Below are 19,929 nucleotides of genomic sequence, written 5' to 3'. Positions count from 1 at the left end.
TAATGCCGCTCATTATAATCGAACAGCCAGCCGATGTTGCTTAGCCCACCGTTTTTGCAACCAACGGATCACCCCCGTCACAAACAACAGCGGGCATATCAATCCTGCGATGCACACCAAAATCCGTCCCGTCCAACCAAACGCCTGCCCTGAATGCAAAGGCCATTGCCATTGCATGACCACATCGCCGACACTACCGTGGGCGGGGTCGGTGATTGCCAGCACGTCGCCGGTATTGCGGTTCAGTTGGTAACAACGGCTATCCAACACATAAGGGCGCAATTCTGGCACATTGCGGAAACAGACAGTGAACGGCATGGTCGGGTCTGGAGAAAAGGAATAAAACTGCGCTTCAGCTTGCGGGTTCTGTTGGGTAATTTTTCGTAAGGCGTTTTCCAGTACGGCGTTGGTAACGGGTGGGGCGGGTTGCGGGTTGGCTTTGGCATCTGCGGTTAGTGGTGAAAACCGTTCAACTAGCCAGCGAAATTGGTTAGGCAAATTGAAATACAGGCCGGAAATTAATAAAACCAGCAGCACAATTAGGCTGTAAAATCCCGCCGTTTGATGTAAATCATGGTTGAAACGCTCAGTGCTGGCCTTACGTTTGATGGTCAAAACACGCTTCCAGTTGCCTGTTAAAGGCCACCATAAAATCAAACCGCTCATCGTCGACACAAAAAACAACACGGCAAAAATACCAACGATGGTAACGCCGATTTCACCTAAAAACAGCGCGTAATGCAGTTTAAAGAAAAATCCGACGAGCGAATTTTTCAGCGGATTCCAAGCATGATAAAAAACCCGCCGACTAACAACTTCGGCGGTAGAGGGGTCGAGAGCGATGGTCAAGGATTCCGCTTGTTCTGGCGTAAGGTTGGGTTCTGGATAATAAAACCCAAAGACGGCATTGCCATTTTCATGCAGTGCATCCAGTGACGCTGAAACCCAACCCTTAGGTGCTGCTAAGCTGGCGGCAGCAATCAGTTCATCCAAGGATTTTCGGGATAGATGGGAATAGTTACTGGCTTGATATAGGCCAGGATTAATCGCTTCATCCAACTCGTGCCAAAATACCAGCACCGAACCGGTTAAACCAATAATTGCCAAAAATAAGCCCAAACCTAAACCCAGCCAAAGATGAACTTGTAACCAGAGTTTGCGGCGAACTTTAAGACGTGGTAGTGAAGTGGAATTGAGAAGGGTTTTGTCTGGCGTATAAGTTCGGTTCATGGCGGGTTTGGTGGCTCCAATCGTCTTATTGATACAAGTTACTCTTGCTATCAGATAAGACGTATAGGAACGGACAATCCACACCTGACACCATAAAAAATCATGTATTTTTTGATTTTGTCAAAAATTCGTTGCGTGGGTTACAGCCGGATGTGGGCATATTGCCTCGTCCAAACCGATTGTGAAAATGTAAGGCTGGATTGAACGTGCCGGTCAGGGTTCGCAACCCTGACTGGCTTAGCCACCAACTAAACGATCACCGGCTTAAGCCGGTGGTCGTTTAGTTACGGACTGAAAGTCCGGATACGCGTCGGCTGAACGACGCGTCAATTTCGGCTCCATCTGGAAATTATCATTGGGGTTAGGTTCAAAATGATGCTCCAAATATTGCTTTATCATATCTTCTGTCATCTGACCAACCGTGGCGCAAAAATAGCCCCGTGCCCAGAAATGCTGCCCCCAATACCGCTTCTTCAAATGCGGAAACTCTTCAAACAGGTAACTGGCCCTCCTTCCCTTGATCCGCCTCATGATTTCACTCGGCGCCAAGCTTGGTGGGGCGCTGACCAAAATATGCACATGGTCTTTACTGACAACCCCCTTGATTATACGAATCTCGAACGCTTCGCATGTCTGCCTGACCAACTCCCTGACACGCTCTGCCACCTCCCTTTTCAACACCTTGTAGCGATATTTCGTTACCCATACAAAATGGTACTCTATCTGAAAACTGTGTGACTCCCGTATCGGTATTCCATAGGCCACCTCCTTAGCCTCTATTATCGCAGCTAAAGCTGATCCGCTGAAGCGAGTGGTTTAAACCTTATGATGGAAAATTAAAACTCCACTTTTACTGATCCTAAGAAAGTACGTGGTGCGCCTACGCCAATTTGGTAAGCGGTGTTGCTCCCCGTGTAATAGGTTTTATCGAGCAAATTGTTAACATTGAGCTGGAAGGTGGTTTTGGTACGACCTACTTTTATGGCATAGCTTGTTAGTAAATTAACTGTCATATAGCCAGGCAATTGATAATCGTTTGCTGGGTCGCCTTGGCTCAAATCAGCTCCTACCACGCCGCCGCCAAACTTCAACCCTCGTAATTGACCGGATTGCAATTCGTATGTGTTCCACAGGCTACCAAAATTACGTGGAGTCAACATCATCCGATGCCCGGTATTGTCGGATTTACCATCCAAACCATCTTTGTTGATGTTGGCATAGGCAAGATGCGTGTAAGCTCCAATGATTTTCCAGCCCGGTAAAATTTCACCGCTAGCCTCAAATTCATAGCCACGGCTTTCTTGTTCGCCAATGTTTTTTGTGCTCGGAATAAAGGTACTGTAATCGGTGATGGCAATATTTTGCTTAGTCAGGTCAAAATAGGCAAAAGTAGCAGACAGACGGCCATCGAAAAATTCGGTTTTGGTGCCCAATTCCCATTGTTGGGCAGTTTGGGGTTGGACTTGGTTTTGCCCAGGCGAGTTAAATAAACTGTTGTTTTGTCCAAAATTCTCCGTGTAGCTTCCATAGAGGGACAGCCACTGTATCGGTCTCCATAACAAACCACCCCTTGGGCTGACGTGATTGTGTCCGGTATGAGTTAAGACAAAATTATCGTAAGACCATTGTTTCTGGCTGGAAGCATCGTCGTAACGCACACCGACATTGGCAAATACGTTATAAGGCAATTTGAACTGATCCTGAATATATAAACTATATAAATCTTGGGTAATGCCTTTGATTTCAGAATTGCCCGCCGGATCAAATTGGGGGGCCGTCGTCAGATACGTTGGTCTAAAGATATTGAAATCACCCGCATATTGGCAACAGTTGCCCGTGCCTTGATTATCAATCACGAAATAATCAAAACCCGTCAACAACGTATGTTCTATAAAGCCTGTGGCAAATTTACCAGTTAAATTCAGGGTCGTATAGTACTGTTGTTGTTGCGTCAAACCATTATTGAATGAGCGTGATAAGTTACCTTGGGCATCTGCACCTGGATAGAAAAACAAATACTTTGATCTCAAATCCCAAAGTTCCGTACCAAAACGCTGGCTGAGTTTCCAGTTTTCATTGAACGCATGTGACCAATCAAAACCGACAAACGTCCTGTCACCAATATTGGAGTTGTTGACTCGCTCCCCAAACTCACGGTTTCGCGGGATGGGCGCAGGGCGATTATTGACAGGCTCAAACGCGATGCTGGGCACGTTAACCAACAATGGCGATTGACCTGAATCCCCTGTTTCATCAAAACGTTGGTACTCAATATCAAAATTCACTTGAGTTTGATCCGAGATATTCCATGTAAAGCTTGGCGCAACGAAAACCTTGTCTGCTTTCTGAAAATCTCGGAATGATCCTGAATCTTCATAAGCAAAATTAAAGCGGTAGAGCAAACTGTCATCATGGCTGATTGCGCCTGTTGCATCGCCTGTTGTCCGGTAAAAATCATAGGAGCCAAATTGCTGTTGCAAAGAATAATATGGTGTGGCTTGAGGCTTTTTAGTTACCAAATTGATAATGCCGCCAGGTTCACTACGACCATATAAAATTGAGCCAGGGCCTTTCAAAACTTCAATTCGATCCAGATTCGCCGTCTCTCGTTTTGAAGTGCCACCACCAATAGCCGATGGCAATAAAAAACCATTTCTATACACAGTATCGTTTTGGAAGCCACGGATAATGAACGAATCACTATTTTGACCGTTGGTCGGTTGTGCCATAACCCCTGCGACGTTTTTGACCGCATCATCAATTTTGATGACTTGCTGATCTTTCAGGACTTCTTTCGGCACAATTGTTACCGAATAAGGGGTCTCCATAATTGGCGTGTCAGTTTTTGTAGCGGTCATTGAATTCGGCTGGTGGTAATCGGTATTGTAGGGATCAGTTGCCCATACGGCATCATTTTCCGCTTTGCCTGTAACCTTCACTTTTGGCAAAGTTGCCGTGTCTTGCCTAGTTTCGGTTTCTGTTTCTGCCGCCGCCACTGTCATGGCTTTCGGGTGCACGGTCAGTGTGCCTTCACGCGTGGCAACGGCTTGTAGCGGCGCGCCGGCAAGCAAGAGATTGACCGCCTCCGTTGCCGTGTACTCACCCTGCACAGGTTGGCTACGTAAGTGGTCGGTAACCGCCGTGCTGTACATCAATTGCTGCCCGCTTTGTTTTCCGAAACCTGGGTATCCCCTTGACTGGAGTAAACACTATATGTTGTGGTGAGTTGGTTTTCGTCCACGGACATTTTTCTTGATAGTTTCGTAAGTCACGGCATCGGTCAACACTGCTTGTTGGAGTAATCGATAAAAAAGTTTTCCGCGGTGCCGTGAAGTTCGTCGATTGAATCGAAATGTATATTCATCGAGATAATACTCAAGATGCTCATGAGCAACCGCCCCCTGCAAAGTACCACCTAGCCATCGTTTCATCAGGCTGGCAACCAGATTACAAGCAGGCAACAGATTGTCCCCAACCTCAGCATCAGTTCGAACCACTTCGTGAATGTACCCACGATTGCCAATTTGGTTATAGCCAGCCCATCCATCCGTTCGAATCACGCTCCCTGGTTCAACCGTATCCTGAATGGCTTTTTCTAAAGATTCTGCCGAAGCATCTTCTATTCGTTTCAGTCGTATGCGCCCCAATTTTTTTCCGTCAAGTTGCACAACCATAAGAATCAATACCTTACCACTGGCGCCACGTCCGCGTTTTCCGTCGTGTTTTACACCACCCACAAAGGTTTCGTCGATCTCAACGTTCCCAGATAAACGATCACGGCCTTGCCTAACCATGGCGCGACGCAATTTGTGAAGCCATGTCCACGCAGTTTCATAGCTACCAATACCAAGCATACGTTGCAGTCCTTTGGCGCTCGCACCATATTTCTGCCCTGTGACCCACCAGATTACCCGAAACCAAACCATCAACGGCTTCTTTGTCCGTTCAAAAATTGTTCCTGCCGTCACTGATGCTTTGTAATCGCACGATCTATACCAATGAAGCCCGTGATCAATTAACCAAGCTTTTCGATGACCGCAACGCGGACAAACAAAACCATCAGGCCATCTCAACTCACACAAATAATGCCAGCACGCTTCTTCGGTGGAGAAGCGTTCCTCAAATTCAGCCAACGTCTTCGGGTAGTCGTCCATGGATGACAACACTACCGATAGTAGTCACTCCAGTCAAGGGGATACCCAGGTTCCGAAAATCAGCAACGCCCGGTTAATTGGTTGTGCGGGGATGTTGAAAAAACGCTTAACGGTATCACTGTGCGCGTTTTGTGCTAATAGAATCGCCAATAGTGCGGCAAAAGATGGCTTATGGCTTAGGTGGGACATGCAGGCTCCTAGTTTGTCGTCGTTATTAAAGCAGCTTCTGAGGCTGATATAACTAAGACGGAAACTTTTGTAAAACCCACATGCACAATTTGCAAAATGATTGTTTTGGACATCCTGCTTGTAACTCGAATCAACGCAATACTACCCAATACGAGGTAAAACTAAAGCTTTGCAATTGTGGCACAGCAGCCTTAAAGCCGAGAATGGCCTGGTCTAAAGCCTCCAATCGGAACAGGCCGCTGACCCGTTGCCTAGCCAAGTTGGAATTTAACAACACCACCCGTCCGGGTCGATAGCGGTTGATTTCCGCGATCGCTTGTTCCAGAGGCAAGCCATTAAATTGCAAATAACCCTCGCGCCACAGGGCGAAGTTGTCTGTTTGCCTACTTTTATCGATCTGGATTTGCCCATTGCCAATCTGTGCGGATTGACCGGCCGTTAAACGGGCGAAATGTTGATGACTTTCATCCTGAAGCTCGACTTTCCCTTCTACGAGTTCTACTTGCGTGTCTGACTCGCGAAGCTGAACAGCAAACTCAGTGCCGACAGCACGAACTTCACCATCTGTGGTTTTCACCACAAACGGCTGCTTAGCTTTGACAACAGCAAAAAACGCTTCGCCTTGTAACACGTCCACACGGCGCACTTGATTATCAAAATGAATACTCACCGCTGAATTGCTATTCAAGGTAACAATGGAGCCATCTGCCAAGGTCAGGCTGCGCTGTTCGCCTTTCTTGGTCATATAGTCTGCCCGCCACAAACTCGGAGGATAGTGTAGCGGAATCAAGACGGCCAACACGGCACAAGAAGCGATTGCCAATAAGGACAGCCGATAACGGCCCGATTTAATGATTTGGCGTTGGTGGAATTCTGGCAATAGCGGCTCTTTACCTGGAATGCTTCTACCGCGTAAACCTTCCAAACATTGCCATACCAATTGCGCTTGCTGCCACGCTTGTTCATGGGCAGGATTAGCTTTACGCCAAGTGTCCAAATGATGTTGTTGAGCAGGGCTAAACTCACCGGATTGCAATTGCGTCAGCCACTCAATAGCTTGTGATAAATGCGAGTCGTCGGTAGACATGGTTTTTTAAGATAAACAGACAGGGATTGTTATCTTAGACGAGATAACCACGTTAAACCACATACGGACTTAAGGATTATTCAAGGTTTTTGCAATGTGCATTAATGCACGTTTGATATTGTCTTCAACGGTACGGATGGAAAGATTCAATCGTTCGGCAATATCCCGCTGTCTTAGCCCTTCAAAACGGTTCAGATAAAAGATACGCTGGCACTGTGGTGGTAATTCTGCCAAAGCCGCAATCAATTTGTCCAAGGTTTCTTCCCCCACCGCAACTGTCTGGGCGCAACGTAAATCTTCAGGCTCCAGTAAGGCATCTGCCGGCCAATCAATAGTCACAGCCTGACGAGCTGATTGGCTTCGGTAGTGGTCACACAGTAAATTCAACGCGGTTTTGAACAAGTAAGCTTTTAGATTTTCAATGCCGCCTAGGTCATCAAGATGGCATAAACGGATAAAGGCTTCTTGGCACAAATCAGCGGCAGTTTCACGGCATTTGACTCTAGCCATTAACACCGCTTCCAGTTCGCTTTGACATGTAAGATAAAGCTCGTGCAAAGGCTGCTGGGATAACATTGACATAGTAATCGTTTAAACACGTGTTAAAGGCGTTTAACGATATAGCAATTTAAAGGCCAATAATATCCTTCACCATAAGCATCAGATTTTTATTATAAAGTCATCAGAATATTTCAGTTTTTGATTCAAATTGAACTGTGTTAAATCACATAGTAATTATGTCATATGACCTGTTTTCGTGGGTTAATTGACTACTTAGGGTAACTTCACGAAACGGAAATAATCGTACGCTAAGGATTTTTTGGCATTATCGACACCTCACCCAGCCTCCCTCAAGTCATGTTTTACCCCCTGACAAAACTGGTAATGGCCTTCAAATGCCGGAACGCCGCCTGAGGATGCAATACCCGATTGGCTGAGGCCGAATGAGCATTCCAAACTCCATCGAACGCATGGCAAACCGATTCGACGGTCACACTGAAAGCCGCTTTGGCTAAGTATGGCGACGATAAAATCACTGAATATTTAAGAAGCTGTCTGGCAAAAGTTTAAACACATTTTGCAAGCGTTATTTTGACCATGGCGATGCGGACAACATTTTCGGCGGAAGCGGCCAGCACCTCAAAATCCTTGGCCAGACGGCGGAATCCGCCTAGCCACGCGAAGGTGCGTTCGACCACCCAGCGTTTCGGCAGGACGGCGAAGCCGTCCTTGATCTTTTCCGAGATGTGCAGGGTGACACCCAGTTCCCCGTCGGCGTACTTGACCGCCGTGCCACGGTAGCCCGCATCGCCGGAAAAGTTTCCGATGCCGGGGTACATCTCCTTCGCACGGCGCATCACCTCGCCCGCCGCCACCGTGTCGTGGATGTTGGCGGCATGGACTCCGACATGCAGCAGGTTGCCCAGGATGTCGACGACGATATGCCGCTTGCGGCCTTTGACCTTCTTGTTGCCGTCAATCCCCCGCTCTTCGCTGTTGTACTGGGTCTTTGCGCTTTGCGAATCGATGATGCCGTAGCTCGGCCCGGGGTTCCGCCCGGCCTCCTTACGGCATCGCCCGTTCAGGCTTTTCAGCATCGCCTCCCAGACGCCGCCCTTGTTCCAGCGGCTGTAATGGTCGTACACCGTCTTCCAAGGCGGGAAGTCGTTGGGCAGCATCCGCCATTGCACGCCGGATTTCGCCCAATAGAATATCGCGTCGACAACCTGTTTACGGTCATGCTTGCAGGCATTCCCACGCAGGTCTTCTGGTTCAAAGTAGTGTTTTATCAGCCCCCATTCTTTATCGGTCAAATCGCTTGGATAGCCCATTTTTCATACCCCAAAAAATGCTTGACTTTAACATTTATTTTTTTGCCAGACAGCTTCTAAGTTCGATAGACTCCTAGGGCCGATTTTAGGAAAAAAGGTTCTTCAAAGCAGCTCATAAAACCGAGTTCACTTCCTTATTTTCAAGGCACCCTTCCCAAAATTCGCCTCGTTAGCTTTGAAAAAATAGCTCTATAATTTATCAATTATAACAATTAGTTAGTCCGACTATCACATTAGCACAATTATATTTCGTGGATTCAACTCCGAAGTGCAATCCTAAGCATCAAGCGGAAACCATTCGTAGTTAGTGTCCGACTGAGAAAACCAAAAACATACAAAATTGGGCGAAAAGCCTAGCCCGACTTAAACGGAATAAAGCTGACCAGTGGTAGAAAGAGGGTAAAAGTACGTTTTGGCAAACGGGTAGGGTTTTGGGCGGACATTGCGTGTATTTTTCAGGTAAAAACCGTAAAAAAGTTAGACTGCGAGTTTTTGCTGGCGCAGGCGTAAGTGTTCCCGTTCACGGGTCAAGCGTTTGCGTCCTTTGCTGCGCTGGTCAAGGCAGCGGGTTCTGGCCGTGCACCTCCAGCACGCTGATGCCGAACTCGACGTCCGTCAATCGAAACAAAATTGTGCTAATTCAGTGAAGATATATTTCTTTATGTTCAATCTCTTAAAAATTCTAGCCCAAAAATTATCACGATTTTGTTAGAAATTTAAACGAAACGTGGATTCAACTCCGAAGTGCAATCCTAGGTATCATGCGGCCTCTTGCCCTGCTTCAGCAAAAAACACGGCATGGGGTGTTTGGTAATTGAGCGTTTTGCGTGGACGGTGATTCAGCTTGTGCATGACCGCTTCAACGTCCTCGTCCGTGATGTTCCCGAAACTGCTGCCCTTGGTAAAGTACTGCCGGATCAAACCGTTGGTGTTTTCGTTCAGGCCGCGCTCCCACGAATGGTAGGGATGAGCAAAATACACCTCCGCATTGAGATGTTCCTTGATGGTTTCATGTCCGGCGAACTCCTTGCCGTTGTCGGCGGTGATCGTCAACGCCTTGTCCAGATAAGGCTTGAGCAGAATATCCAACTTAAAAGGTTAGGTATTATTTGGCCAGATCCCTTGCCTGCCCGCGTAGGGGCAATCGTTAAAATATGACCGTTGCCATCTGGTAAATCGTCATTATTGGAGAAATATGCTGTTGATGGGGTTCGAGCAAAGATTAACGAAGCAGTATCACAACTGCCTATACGGGGTAGATTGCCCAAGATAGGGGCAAAGTTTTCTTTTCGGAACATCAGATTGAACTAACCCCAAATCGAATAGCTCACTTTTAGTTAGCCATTTTGCGGAGCAATGAGTTGTAGATACTGTGCAATTAAATGAGAAATAGTCAAATCTGGTGTATGGGTGATTTGAATCAGGCGGCCATCCGCTGTGTTTCTTCTGTTTTTTCCGACTCCGTGACGACGGCAATGCCATCCTGAAAACACACCCCGTCTATCACTTCTGGCAAGCGCTTGAACCCGCCTATCCGGCGCCATCCCTTTTCGGCGGCCAGCGTCAGCTGAAATACCAAGCCCAATAACGTATTCCTTGACGCACAATTCTTGGTGCGGGTTGTCCGATGCCGGATCGTGGCAAAGGTCGATTCAATCGGCTCCGTCGTACGGATGTGTATCCAGTGCTCGGCAGGAAAGCCGTAAAAGGCCAGCAGTGATCCACGGTCTTTTTCCAACACGCCCACCGCCTTGGGGTATTTGGCTCCGAAGCCACGCAAGAACGTGTCGAAGGCTTTATTGGCCTGGGCTTTGGTTTCCGCCATCCAAATTTCTTTCAGCCCCGCCTTGGCCTTGCCTTGGATCGAATCCGGCAGCGCCGCCAGCACATTCGCTGTTTTATGCACCCAGCAGCGCTGGTGTTGCGTGGTTGGCCAAGCTTCATTCAAGGCTGCCCAGAATCCCAATGCCCCATCGCCGGTGGCCAGTTTCGGCGCGTCCTGTAAGCCACGGGCTTGCAACTCCTGCAAGACACCCAACCAAGAGGCTTTCGATTCCCGATAACCATCCGATAAGGCCAGCAAGCGCTTTTCACCCTGTCCGTTGACGCCAATGATGACCAATAGGCATTTTATGCCCTTTAGGGTACAGCCGGTCATCCTCGCCACGCAGGGTCGAATAAATACCGTCGGCCCAGACATACACATAGTGCTCCTTCGATAAATCCCGCCGGTTCCAGGCCAGATAATCCTCGGCCCATTGGACTTTCATACCCACAGGGCATAAAGGCGGCTGACCACGGCGGGCGACAAGCCTTTGGCATCGTCACCCAATAGGACTGATAAGGCCGGCTGCATGTCGCCTGTTGAAATGCCGCGCAAATACAGCCAGGGCAAGGCGGCTTCCACCCGTTTGGCTTTACGGACATACGGCGGCACCAGCGACGAGTTGAACTTGACCCCGCCGCCGGAACGGTCCCGAACCTTGGGGATTTTGACCGTCACGCTACCCACGCCAGTGACGATTTCCCGCTCCGGAAAATAGCCATTGCGTACGACGGTTTGCCGCCCCCGTAGATCGGTGACCTTGGCGTATTCGCCCAGAAAAGCCTGTAATTCCGCCTCAACGGCCTGGTGGATCAAGGCCTTGGTGCCGGATTTCAACAAAGCCGTCAAGGGATCGCTAATTGGAGTGGCGCTATCCCACTCTTTTGTACTATCTTGGTTCATGGCGTCTCTCATTTTGCTGTTATTCGATCTTGATAATCTCATTTCAGCAGAGGGCGCCACCTTTTTTCAAGTCGGGATGTACACCAGATTTATTTATAACTCCAATTAAATGGCAGGGTATTAACTACGCCAAATACATATTGCTCAGCAACGTGATTATTGTTGTAGTTTATTGCATCAAAGATTTTTGTTTTAGTTACTGCTGGTTGATGGATTGAATGGTTCATAATGTTTTACTCCGTTGATTAATTACTGGAGGTAAAATTTACAACCTTTAATTTTCGATAGAAATGAACGCTTTTGAAAGAAATAACATTCATTGACAAAATCACGATAATGTGATCTTTCATATGCTCTGGGACGCGAATTTTGATTAAAACTTATAACAGGCAATCCTCAGCGGATTCCACTCTGTAATACAAACGCTCCTTACGTTTGTTTTTCTCATTTTATTGATAACTGAACTGTTAATCGGCAGTTAAGGAAACGCTGAACAAATCCCCTAAAATGAGATAATAGCGCCATCCCTCCTCCTGACAGATAGCCGCCCATGCGCCAGACCAGTTTCGCCGACCTCGACTACGACCACAAAAAACGCCAGACCCGCCGGGAGCTGTTCCTCGCGGAGATGGAAAAGGCCGTGCCATGGGCGTTGCTGCTGGAACAGTTGGCCCCGCATTACCCCACGTCAGGCCGCCGTGGCCGCCAGCCGATGCCCCTGCTGGCGATGCTGCGCATCCATTGCATGCAGCAATGGTTCAGCTTCTCCGACCGCCAAATGGAGGACGCGCTCTACGAAATCGAGAGCGTGCGCCGCTTCGCGGGCTTTGCCGGTGCCACTGATGCCTTGCCGGACGAGACCACCATCCTGAACTTTCGGCATTTCCTTGAAGAAAACAAGCTCACCGCCGTGCTGCTGGAAACCATCAACAACCACCTCAAGGCCAACGGCCTGCTGGTGTCCAAAGGCACGATGGTGGACGCGACCCTCATCCATGCCCCCAGTTCCACCAAGAACAAGGACAAAGCCCGTGACCCCGACATGCACTCCACCCAAAAGGGCAAGCAGTGGTATTTTGGGATGAAAATCCACATCGGCGCAGACGTCAACTCCGGCGCGGTGCACAGCGTCACCGTGACCTCGGCCAACACCGCCGACATCAGCGAGTTGCCCAACCTGCTGCGCGAAGACGACCAAGCGGTGTTCGGCGATGCCGGCTACAACAGCGACGAATACAAGCGCGGCGCCCGCCACTTAGGTGTCCGCTGGTGCGTCAACGACAAGCGCAAGCCGAACAAGAGCTTGTCATCGAAACAGAAAAAGCGCAACCGCAAGCAATCGGCGGTGCGGGCGCGGGTCGAGCGTACTGGGCAAAATTATGACCGCTGGTGTACATCAATCGGCGGTGCGGGCGCGGGTCGAGCATATTTTCCGCATCATCAAGTGCCAGTTCGGCTTCCGCAAGACCCGCTACCGGGGCTTGGCGAAGAACGCCTCGCAGGTCAACCTGCTGGTCGGCCTAGCCAACCTGTACCTGCTCAGGAGGCCATTGGTCGCCGCCTAGGGGCAAATCCGCCCAAAGTGGGCTGGAAACCGTGAAGCTGTTTAAATCGGCACGTCAAATGGCATACGGATTTTAAAAAAGGTGAAAACCATCGGTCAATCTGGGAATTGGCGATTTGTTCAGCTATTCCTTAAATTTTATCCACCTAAAGCCACGCTGTTTTACAACCCAAGGGCAAGCTAAGGTGATTGGTTGGGTTTTGAAAATAATTTTCGATTATTTTATCGAAAATGGTAATAGTTCATAGCGAGGGAAATTTTGAATTGCTAGACTGAAAACTGGTCGGGCAATAATTTTGAAAATAGCTTTTTCTACCGAAAAATGGCTTTATGGGATAAGGTTTTTAATGCTTGGCATCGGCCTGCTCCCGCCATTCGCGAATAGTATTATCAGTCCATTCTCAACTTCTATAATTTATCCCCAAGGAAGAAAAATAGGGATAAAAATCATATTGGCCGACCCGTATTTGTGGCAGCAAATCTGGAAAAGGGATCGTTGCCGGATACACCTTATCGATAGACAAACTATTGTCAGTAATCCCTTTAACTAAAGGCCATATAGGTGCAGCCATGCCAACATCACAACTCTACGTCAATTCCAACACCCCGCTTGGGGTGAACCTTGTGTCAGGAGGCGCCACGTTCCGCACTTGGGCTCCTTCAGCACTGGAAGTTTATGTTGTTATCAATCAACCGCCACAAAATCCAGCTGCTACTTTTGTAAAAAACCCCAGTGACCTGCTTGTAAAAGATGACAATGGATATTGGGGGGGATTCGTTTCGGGCGTTAAGGATGGGGATCTGTACCGTTTTTATGTGGTTGGAACTGGGAGCGAAGGCTTTAAGCGCGACCCTTATGCCCGCGAATTAGAAATGGATGGCTATCCCGATTGCGACTGTATTGTGTGCGATCCTGCGGCTTATGGGTGGCACGATTCGGGATTCCGTGCGCCAGACTTTAGTGACCTGATCGTCTACCAATTTCACATCGGGGTTTTTTATGCCAAGGACGACACTGGCAAGGACATACGGAGCCACCGTGAGTGCAAAATACTGGATGTGGTTGACCGAATCGAATACTTTGCGGATTTGGGGGTGAACGCGGTGATGCCATTACCATTTCAAGAGTTTCAAGGTGAAAATAGCCTAGGCTACAATGGCACTGACCTGTTTTCACCGGAAATGGATTACTCAGTCCGGGAGAAAGACCTTGCACCGTACTTGGCACGAGTAAACCGACTGCTGACGGCCAAGGGATTTGCTGCGTTGACGGCAAATCAAATCAAAGGACAGATTAATCAATTTAAAGTGTTTATCGACCTCTGCCATCTTTACGGGATCGCTGTAATTACTGACGTGGTGTATAACCATGCTGGCGGCGGGTTTGACGATCAGAGCATCAAATTTTTTGATCGGCAGCCCTATACGAGCGATAACAACAGCCTGTATTTTACCGATCAAGACCACGCAGGTGGACGTGTCTTTGCCTTTTGGAAAAAAGAGGTGCGGCAGTTTTTGATTGACAACGGAAAAGCGTTACTTGAGGAGTATCACGTGGACGGTTTACGCTACGATCAGGTCACGGTGATTGCGGAGAGTGGTGGCTGGTATTTCGCCCAAGATTTGACGAACACGTTGCGCTTCATGAAGCCAAGCGCGGTGCAGATCGCTGAATACTGGGGTGGCGAACGCTGGAAGGGAGTGGCGGCGCCTCCTTATGGGATGGGTTTCGATATTGGCTATAGCGATACTTTGCGCGATACCTTGCGTGAGATAATCGCGGAGACTACTGGGGGGCGCCAGGCACATGTCAGCCTCGAAAAGTTGCGCGACGCCTTTTACTTGACCTATAAAAACCCAGGGCGCTGGACTGTCTTTCAATGCATCGAAAACCATGACCTGCTTGACTACAATCACACGGGAAGAGACCGGCAGCCGCGCATTGCCAGCCTCGCTGACCCAACTAACCCACGCTCTTGGTATGCCCGCAGCCGCGCTAAGGTTGCGACCGGGCTGCTACTTACAGCTCCGGGTGTGCCAATGATATTTATGGGACAGGAGTTTCTCGAAGATAAATATTGGACGGATTGGCTGGGTCGTCCTGAATTGCTGATTTGGTGGGAAGGATTGGAAGGCAAGGACAAGGCCATGTCAGACCAGCATCGTTTTACGCGTGATCTGATGTGGCTACGCCGTAAATATCCGGCCCTTCGTGGAGAAGGCCTGAACGTCTTCCACGTCCATAACGGCAATCGCGTGATCGCTTTTCATCGCTGGGTTCCCAATATTGGTCGCGACGTGGTGGTCGTGGTAAGCCTTAACGAGGGCACCTTTTACAATCATAGTTACCGCATCGGCTTCCCCATCGGCGGACATTGGAACGAGGTTTTCAACAGCGACATCTATGACGAGTGGTTCAATCCGAACGCCCAGGGGAATCCTGGCGGGATCACCGCTAACGGGCCGGAGTGGGACGGCTTGCCCACATCCGCACAGGTCACGTTACCGGCAAACAGCATCCTAGTTTTCGCACGGGGTGCAGGAGATTTCTAGGCAGCCAACCAGCCCATGAAATTCGTATCTAAACGTGGATTCAACTTCTAAGTGCAATCCTAGGTATCATGCGGCCTCTTGCACTGGTTCAGCAAAAAACACTGTATGGGATGCTTGGTAATTGAGTGTTTTTCGTGGGCGATGATGATTCAGTTTGTGCATCATCGCTTCAACGTCCGTTGAAGTGATGTTCCCGAAACTGATAGGCAAAATACACATCCGCATATACGAACATTCACAATATGAATAACTTGTCAGGCAACCCAAGGCGTTGACCTTGGGAAAACGATAAATTCAGGTCATGCTGGACGCCAAATATACTGTTTAGCGCGTTAGTAAAACACTATTGATAATTCCTCTTATCAGGAGCAGTACCCATGTTTTTTTCAAAGAATTACCATTGCCAATACCCTCGTCTCAATAGTGGAGCGCACCGTAAAACAAACAGCGTGGTCGGCGTTCCCTCACTTGTCCGGCATGTTGCCTATTGGAAAGCCACTGATCAAACCAGAAAAATGTGGATGACCGCTATCGACAGAAGATTATTCAAGATTTTTTACAATTTAAAATTTAAAGAAAAAAAAGCACCTAATGCTGATGATTTCTCGGCAAATGTAGAAGTAAGAAAAAAGCTTATTTTATTTGTTTCAACTTACAACACCGATGACAGTTGCAGTATTCAAGACGAGCCAATTTATATTAAGCCAATTGATGATCCAGATTATATTGATCCCGACCATATCGATCCTGATAAACCTGAGCCAGATGATTATCAAGTAATTTTGTATACATTCCGATGGGGCGGTATAAAAACTACAATCCGAAGTGAGATTTACACAGAATTTTTTACCATGTCGATCATTATCGACGCGTCAGAACCAACTAGCGCTGATAATGATGAAACAAAAAATAAATTAGGGGAAAACCTCGATAAACTGGAATATTTAATTAATACTGATGCAATAGATACTAATGGGTTGTCAGCCATCCATAAATACCTATATGAAATTGTTTGGGATGAATTTCATAAAGATATTTTATGCCCAGAAGAGCATGTAAGCTCTGACGGGATAATCAATAATCACGATGACATAGGAACAATATTTGCTGACTTCAGAGTGTTGTTGACTGGCTCAAGTGCTTCAGAAAAAAATAAGGATGAATATGCGATATATGATTCCAAAGAAAAAAACAGAAAACTATTGTTTAGAAAGGCATTTTCTCAATCCTATGGCGGCAATAGCGCACCGGAAGAACCCACTGCACATTTCGAGGAAATTGACAAAAAAGATAATGGCAAAAGTGTAATGGCAACGCTATGGCCATTCCTGACAATTGATAAATCTGTTAACCTGTGCGAATACGAATTTGCGGCCTGCCTCATGGATAACCGTCGTATGATCTATGCTACAGCAATGGGGCCACAACCACACGATCAACAAAAGAACACACCATTATTTGCTTTTCATTATTGGAACACGAATAACCGATGGCAAATTGGACGTATGGTTGACCGTCTTAATTATGTTGGGACAGTGCGTTTGGCGGCAATAATGGAAGTTAATAAATTAAGGGCTTATTCCACCAATACATTACACGACATCCAAAATAAAATTGAGTATGTCCGTGATCATGTATCCCAACACGACGACAACCCTCATGATTTAAATGACTTTGCCATCTTGGCAGAAGCCCAGCAACAATTAAAAAGTGACAAAATTGATGCTGGCGTAGACCAAAGAATCCATAGATCTAGGTTTTATGTCAAACAGTTTAAATATACGATAAAAACACTAGGCCTTGAACATGGAAGAATTGATGGATACCAACCTTATGATGAATTTATATTCCGCCGATTGGGGACACTATTCGAGTTTATTGACCGTCTTGGGATTCGATATGATCAGGCAAAAAACGATATTGCCAATCTTTCACAGTTCTGTTTAGCAAAATCATCATCAAATTTAGCGAAATCATCTTTGAAAACTCAAAAAGGGATTTCAAAACAAGGAAAAATAATTACTGAACTCCAAATTACTGGAGAGAACGTTCTGTTATTGGTGCTCGTACCCTATTATGCAAGCAACATAGTTGTCCATTTCTTTGCTTGGGAAGAATATGAGACGTTTGTCTGGCGAGTTGTCACAGTATTTAGTATTGGAGCCGCTTCAATAAAGCTTTATGATCGCAAAAAAACAACCATTAAAAAAATACTGAATACTGCATTAACTCATATCAGGGCAACATCAACTGGCAAGAAACTTATTATCTTTGTTACAGTTACGGCTGTGACATTAGCTTTGCTGTTTTTTTGTTTGAAAGCCTATCAAGCTTTTTCTTTTTGCCATGATCCCGCCGATTCTCATCCAACAACCAAGGAGAATTTGGGTAAACCCATTGGCCAAATGCCACTCCAGATACTAACCCACCAAGCAATATCGCATACTGTGCAAATTCAGACATGATCACCTCTGTTAAAATATAGGGCATTTAAAATCTGTCTGCACACGTCTTCACGCAGACATGGTGATCATTCTAGTATCTCAATTAGAATTGGGCAATTGAAAACAGTAGATTGTTTCACAAATATGATTTTTTCATTTTACCCATGTCTTCGATCATCCGCTGACGTAAATTAGCCATGGCTAATCTCCTGAACTGGAGAGTGAATGAAATGGGCTGGTTAGCGTAGTTGAGAAGGCTGGTCAATGGGGTAATAAAATTCAGAAAGAAAAAGGTGGGTAAAAATTGGGTAAACAGGATATGCAAGGATATACACAAATAGGCATGGCAACGTGAGAGCTATTTGTTTTAATATAATACTTTCAATGTGTTATAAATAATTACAGCACTTTTAATGCAAAGTTCCTGTGCTAAGAATCAAATTCCATATTGCATCGCAAATTGACCGTATATTTGTAGATGCTATCCAAGATCAGTATGATACTTTAATACTTAGTATCCGATGTTTTGCTGCTCCATTCCAAAAAACGTATCGTTTTAGAATAGAAATCCACACTGACTAACTGATATAGAACCAAGCGATGATAAGGTCTCCTTAATCTTGAGCACTTTGCAGTATATGCCCTGCCCTTTTTCCACGTTAATCTGTGACTGTTGGATGTGGCCTTTCTAAAATCCATCTCTCAAATTATTGTGGATAACATCTCCATATAATTAATTCTATCTGTAATAATCTGCTGGTTCTGTTGCCAATTTGTTGCCAACCTCGCATTAAATTCCGTTGAATTAGGTTTTGTTATGGTTTAGCTTTTTACAATGAAATCAACAATAAATTACATAACAAATTGATTTTAATAGTATTTATTCGGACTTAAAATCCCTCGGTGGTAACACCGTGCCGGTTCGACTCCGGCCCGAGGCACCATAAAGTTCAAGGACTTAGGTTTTTAACCAAGTCCTTTTTTATTGCCTATTGGTTTCTACATGACACTAAAAAATAATTCACCACAAAACGCCGCAACAATTGCCGATATTTAAAGCCAAAAAAACGCCTGTTAAGGCGTTGTCGTTAGAGGGTTTACTGCCCTTTGGTTTCATTTAACAAAGGGACGTCTTACGGGGTTGGTTTACCATCGAATTAAATGATCCTGTGGCTTTCGGCAATTATCAAGATACAAAAAAACAGCCCAACCCCTTTTTGGGGAGTAGGGCTGTTTGCTATATGGCTTTCGTGTTTATGCCATTCTCCCCACCGCATTGGCAATCCGGCTAGAGACGGTAATCACAACCGAACCCTAAGCTTTGGGCAAGGTCACGCCCGTTTGTCCCTGATATTTGCCGTTGCGGTCCTTATAAGACGTTTCACAGACTTCATCACTGCCTAAAAACAGCATTTGCGCCACGCCTTCATTGGCGTAAATTTTCGCTGGCAAGGTGGTGGTGTTGGAAAATTCCAGGGTGACATGGCCTTCCCATTCGGGTTCCAGCGGGGTGACGTTAACGATAATCCCGCATCTGGCGTAAGTGGATTTGCCTAGGCAAATTGTCAGGACATCACGCGGGATGCGGAAATATTCGACGGTTCTGGCTAAGGCGAAGGAGTTGGGCGGGATGATGCAAACATCGGATTTGATGTCGACAAAACTGTTGGAATCGAAGTTTTTCGGGTCGACGATTGCCGAATTGATGTTGGTGAAGATCTTAAATTCGTCAGAACAGCGGACATCGTAACCATAGCTGGAGGTGCCGTAGGAAATGATCGCCCCCTGCCCGGAACTTCTGACCTGCCCTGCTTCGAACGGCTCTATCATGCCGTGCTGCTCCGCCATACGGCGTATCCATTTATCGCACTTGATGCTCATAGCTGTGTAATCACCTGATTAAATAAAAACGGGTGATTTTATCATAACTGATGTTAGTCACTGTCCACGAAAAACACGCAAGGCACGAAAAGGCTTTGTCTGTTTCTTTACCCAAACATAATTCAAGCCGCCCCGTAACGCTTCAATGAATCTGCGGGTGGATTAAAATATCAAAAACCGGTGCCAATCCCAATCCCGTATTGCTATCCTGAGGGCATACTGGCTCTTCTACGCCCTCCCCCCTATTTTCGCGCCTTGCGTGTTTTT

Annotated in this window: 11 protein-coding genes and 4 pseudogenes; 3 read left to right on the top strand and 12 right to left on the bottom strand. The window is 46.8% G+C overall.

Features of this window, described 5'->3' with window-relative positions:
- Nucleotides 1-12: 12 nt before the first annotated feature.
- The 11 genes and pseudogenes from METMI_RS0111585 to METMI_RS26930 all read right to left on the bottom strand — a co-directional run bounded on the left by METMI_RS0111585 (nucleotide 13) and on the right by METMI_RS26930 (nucleotide 11,447).
- Nucleotides 13-1,230, bottom strand: coding sequence for a PepSY-associated TM helix domain-containing protein (locus METMI_RS0111585; protein ID WP_029151642.1), 1,218 nt, complete (start codon nucleotides 1,228-1,230; stop codon nucleotides 13-15).
- 336 nt (nucleotides 1,231-1,566) lie between these two features.
- Nucleotides 1,567-1,988: pseudogene (tnpA, locus tag METMI_RS23775) on the bottom strand (IS200/IS605 family transposase); the annotation flags it as partial.
- 78 nt (nucleotides 1,989-2,066) lie between these two features.
- Complete coding sequence (locus METMI_RS23770) at nucleotides 2,067-4,382, bottom strand: TonB-dependent siderophore receptor (protein WP_019866462.1); 2,316 nt, start codon at nucleotides 4,380-4,382, stop codon at nucleotides 2,067-2,069.
- A gap of 57 nt (nucleotides 4,383-4,439) precedes the next feature.
- Nucleotides 4,440-5,384 carry an IS1595 family transposase gene (locus METMI_RS23765; RefSeq protein WP_019866461.1) on the bottom strand — a complete coding sequence of 315 codons (945 nt, stop codon included), beginning with the start codon at nucleotides 5,382-5,384 and terminating at the stop codon, nucleotides 4,440-4,442.
- 319 nt (nucleotides 5,385-5,703) lie between these two features.
- Nucleotides 5,704-6,660 carry a FecR family protein gene (locus tag METMI_RS0111560; protein ID WP_019866459.1) on the bottom strand — a complete coding sequence of 319 codons (957 nt, stop codon included), beginning with the start codon at nucleotides 6,658-6,660 and terminating at the stop codon, nucleotides 5,704-5,706.
- A 69-nt stretch (nucleotides 6,661-6,729) separates the two neighbouring features.
- Complete coding sequence (locus tag METMI_RS0111555) at nucleotides 6,730-7,236, bottom strand: RNA polymerase sigma factor (protein ID WP_269634487.1); 507 nt, start codon at nucleotides 7,234-7,236, stop codon at nucleotides 6,730-6,732.
- Nucleotides 7,237-7,727: 491 nt separating this feature from the next.
- Nucleotides 7,728-8,474 carry an IS5 family transposase gene (locus METMI_RS0111550; protein ID WP_232215210.1) on the bottom strand — a complete coding sequence of 249 codons (747 nt, stop codon included), beginning with the start codon at nucleotides 8,472-8,474 and terminating at the stop codon, nucleotides 7,728-7,730.
- A 777-nt stretch (nucleotides 8,475-9,251) separates the two neighbouring features.
- A pseudogene (locus tag METMI_RS0111545) lies at nucleotides 9,252-9,569 on the bottom strand (IS30 family transposase); the annotation flags it as partial.
- Nucleotides 9,542-9,790: a type IV secretory system conjugative DNA transfer family protein gene (locus METMI_RS28295; RefSeq protein WP_156829829.1), complete on the bottom strand. Its 249-nt coding sequence runs from the start codon at nucleotides 9,788-9,790 to the stop codon at nucleotides 9,542-9,544. The gene METMI_RS28295 and the pseudogene METMI_RS0111545, both read right to left, overlap by 28 nt.
- Nucleotides 9,791-9,912: 122 nt before the next feature.
- Nucleotides 9,913-11,220, bottom strand: a pseudogene (locus tag METMI_RS26180) (IS256 family transposase).
- Between the two features lie 89 nt (nucleotides 11,221-11,309).
- Nucleotides 11,310-11,447, bottom strand: coding sequence for a hypothetical protein (locus METMI_RS26930; RefSeq protein WP_156829828.1), 138 nt, complete (start codon nucleotides 11,445-11,447; stop codon nucleotides 11,310-11,312).
- A 323-nt stretch (nucleotides 11,448-11,770) separates the two neighbouring features.
- Between METMI_RS26930 and METMI_RS23750 the strand changes: the two are divergent.
- From METMI_RS23750 to METMI_RS0111515, 3 genes and pseudogenes are all read left to right on the top strand, one after another.
- Nucleotides 11,771-12,785 (top strand): annotated as a pseudogene (locus tag METMI_RS23750) (IS5 family transposase).
- Between the two features lie 569 nt (nucleotides 12,786-13,354).
- Entirely contained in the window at nucleotides 13,355-15,337 is a 1,983-nt protein-coding gene (locus METMI_RS0111520) for an alpha amylase C-terminal domain-containing protein (RefSeq protein WP_019866451.1), read from the top strand.
- Between the two features lie 377 nt (nucleotides 15,338-15,714).
- Nucleotides 15,715-17,802 carry a DUF3422 family protein gene (locus METMI_RS0111515; RefSeq protein ID WP_156829827.1) on the top strand — a complete coding sequence of 696 codons (2,088 nt, stop codon included), beginning with the start codon at nucleotides 15,715-15,717 and terminating at the stop codon, nucleotides 17,800-17,802.
- A 1,293-nt stretch (nucleotides 17,803-19,095) separates the two neighbouring features.
- Here METMI_RS0111515 and dcd read toward each other — a convergent pair.
- On the bottom strand, nucleotides 19,096-19,662 hold the full coding sequence (gene dcd, locus METMI_RS0111510; protein ID WP_029151640.1) for a dCTP deaminase: 567 nt from the start codon (nucleotides 19,660-19,662) through the stop codon (nucleotides 19,096-19,098).
- Nucleotides 19,663-19,929: the final 267 nt, after the last annotated feature.

The organism is Methylovulum miyakonense HT12 (assembly GCF_000384075.1).
GTDB classification, from domain to species: Bacteria; Pseudomonadota; Gammaproteobacteria; order Methylococcales; family Methylomonadaceae; genus Methylovulum; species Methylovulum miyakonense.
This window is presented reverse-complemented; position numbering and strand designations above follow the sequence as displayed.